The 2,552-nt window shown below is 66.3% G+C and carries 2 protein-coding genes and 1 pseudogene; 2 read left to right on the forward strand and 1 reads right to left on the reverse strand.

Going from position 1 to position 2,552, the window contains the following annotated elements; all coding sequences use genetic code 11:
- Positions 1-779, reverse strand: a 779-nt coding sequence (locus tag NKJ08_RS38405; RefSeq protein WP_502904222.1) for an AfsR/SARP family transcriptional regulator, incomplete at its 3' end; no start/stop codon positions are given.
- 223 nt (positions 780-1,002) lie between these two features.
- Here NKJ08_RS38405 and NKJ08_RS38410 point away from each other — a divergent pair.
- Positions 1,003-2,088 carry a PLP-dependent cysteine synthase family protein gene (locus tag NKJ08_RS38410; protein WP_352530012.1) on the forward strand — a complete coding sequence of 362 codons (1,086 nt, stop codon included), beginning with the start codon at positions 1,003-1,005 and terminating at the stop codon, positions 2,086-2,088.
- Between the two features lie 25 nt (positions 2,089-2,113).
- Positions 2,114-2,552 (forward strand): annotated as a pseudogene (locus NKJ08_RS38415) (hypothetical protein); the annotation flags it as partial.

Raw genomic sequence — 2,552 nt, forward strand, 5'->3', positions numbered from 1 at the left:
GACTGTGCCCATGAGGACTGGCCCTGCTGGCAGCGGATTGCCCGCCATGCGTCGCGAACGGATGCGAAATCCAGGTCTTCGGACCCGAAGTGCCGTGCGGCGGCCGCAACATGCTCCTCGGCCGCGCCGAACTGGCCGCGCTGCGCGAGCCTGGCCAGCAGAGCCAGATGCGCACGGCCGTCGAACGGGGCGAGCTCCAGCCATTTTTCGAGATGCGAGGACGCGTCATCGGAATCGCTGGGGAGACGCTCGACAAGTTGCTCGAGCACTGCAGCGTGGCATGAGCTGAAGCGGCGGCGCTGAGCGGTCAACCAGCTGTTGAAATGCGGGCTGCGGTCGATCTCCAGCCCGTCGAGGAAATCGCCGGCGAACAGCCGGGAAAGAGCCAGCAGGCGTTCGAGCTCGAGCGTCTCTATTCCCTTCGTCGCGGCCGAGGCAATCTCCACGGCATCCACGGATACACCGTTCAGGTCGAGCGCGACCGTGTCACCTTGCCTCCCAATCCTGGGGCGATCGGGTTCGTCGAGAACGCCTCGAAGTTTGCTGAGGCACCAGCGAAGCTCGCCGCGCGGGTCGTTCGGCACATCCCACAAAAGCTCGCAGAGCCGGCTGCGGCCGACAGGATGCGGCGCCAGCGCCAGATAGGCGAACAGCGCGCGCAGCTTGCGCGACTTCGGAAGCGCGACGGAGGTGCCGTTGCGGATAATCGTAAGCGGGCCAAGCAGGCGCACGGAAAAGCCGACCACCCCGCCGTCGAGGCTCGATCGGGCAGATTCCACGTGCGTTTCCACGCCTGCTCCCACGCTGGCCAGTCGGCCTTTGGTTTATCACCAAACGCGACACGGTGCATCCGGCAGCGAATTTCCGCGCCGGATGCTGGCATTGCCACATTGCCTGCGAGGCAACCGTAGCGCGGCAAGGTCTCGAAACCTCGCCGCCCAAGCCACCGGTCTGTAACCGGCCCGTGACGACAAAAGACAACGACAAAGCGAGGAGATCGACATGTTGCATCAACAGAAAATCAGAACCACCGCCGGGCGCGGCCGCCTGTTCGACAGCATTCTCGACACGGTCGGCGATACGCCAGTGATCCGGATCAACAATCTCGGACCGGACCACGCCACGATCTATGTGAAGGCCGAGTTCTTCAATCCTGCCGCCTCGGTGAAGGACCGGCTAGCGCTCAACATCATCGAGGAGGGCGAGCGCAGCGGCGCCTTGAAGCCGGGGCAGACGGTCGTCGAGGCGACCAGCGGCAACACCGGTATCGGCCTGGCCATGGTCTGCGCCCAGAAGGGCTATCCGCTGGTGGTGACGATGGCCGACAGCTTCTCCATCGAACGCCGCAAGCTGATGCGCATGTTAGGCGCCAAGGTGGTGCTGACGCCGCGCGCCCAGAAGGGTTTTGGCATGTACAAGAAGGCCGTGGAACTGGCCGAAGCCAACGGCTGGTTCCTTGCTGGTCAGTTCGAGACCAGGGCCAATGCCGCCATTCATGAAGCGACGACGGCGCGCGAGATCATCAACGATTTCGCCGGGTCGCGGCTCGACTGCTTCGTCACCGGCTATGGCACGGGCGGCACCGTCGTCGGCGTCGGGCGCGTGCTGCGGCAGGAGCGTCCGGAGACCCGGATCGTGCTCGCCGAACCGGCCAACGCGCAGCTGATCGGCAGCGGCAAGCCACAGCAGCGCGGCGCCGGCGGCGCGCCTGCCGCCAGCCATCCGGCCTTCGAACCGCACCCGATCCAGGGCTGGACGCCCGACTTCATTCCGGACGTGCTGCAGGAGGCGATCGACGCCAGCCTCTATGACGAGGTGGTGCCGATTGCCGGGCCGGAGGGCATGAAATGGGCCAAGGCGCTGGCGCAGAAGGAAGGGATTTTCACCGGCATCTCCGGCGGAGCGACCTTTGCCGTGGCGCGGCAGATCGCGGAAAAGGCTGCACCCGGCTCGGTGATCCTGTGCATGCTGCCCGACACCGGCGAGCGCTATATGACGACGCCGCTGTTCGACGGCATCGAAGCCGAGATGGACGCCGAGGAGACCGCGCTTTCACAGTCGACGCCCGGCTGCCAGTTTCCGGCATGACGGCGGCACATCGGGAGCGGCCTGCATGGACACGAAGCCTGGATTGGCCGTCACGGCCCCCGAGGAAACGCTTGACCCCTCGAACTGGGCCGACGTGCAGGTCCTGTCGTATCGGATCGTCGACGATGCCGTCGCTTACCTGCGCGATGTCAGAGAGCGTCCCGTGTGGCAGGAGATGCCGGTTGAGGTGACGACGTTCTTCACGGCACCGCTGCCGCGTTCGCCGGCGCCGCTGGCCGAAATCTATGGCGACGTCACCAGGAACTTGATGCCCTACCCGATGGGCAACGTCCATCCGCGCTTCTGGTCCTGGTATATGGGCTCGAGCAATTTCACCGGCGCGCTCGGCGATTTCCTGGCGGCGATCCAGGGCTCCAACCTCGGCGGGCGGGCCCCCACGCGCCCCCGGGGGGGGGGCTGCGGGGGGGGGGCGGGGGGGTGTCGGGTGGGCGTCAACGCCCCCC

Source organism: Mesorhizobium sp. M0244 (assembly GCF_040321795.1).
Classification (GTDB): Bacteria; Pseudomonadota; Alphaproteobacteria; order Rhizobiales; family Rhizobiaceae; genus Mesorhizobium.

What these genes read in the sequence shown, in the direction of transcription:
- NKJ08_RS38410 (WP_352530012.1), top strand. Translation starts at nt 1,003, where the DNA reads ATGTTGCATCAACAGAAAATCAGAACCACCGCCGGGCGCGGCCGCCTG.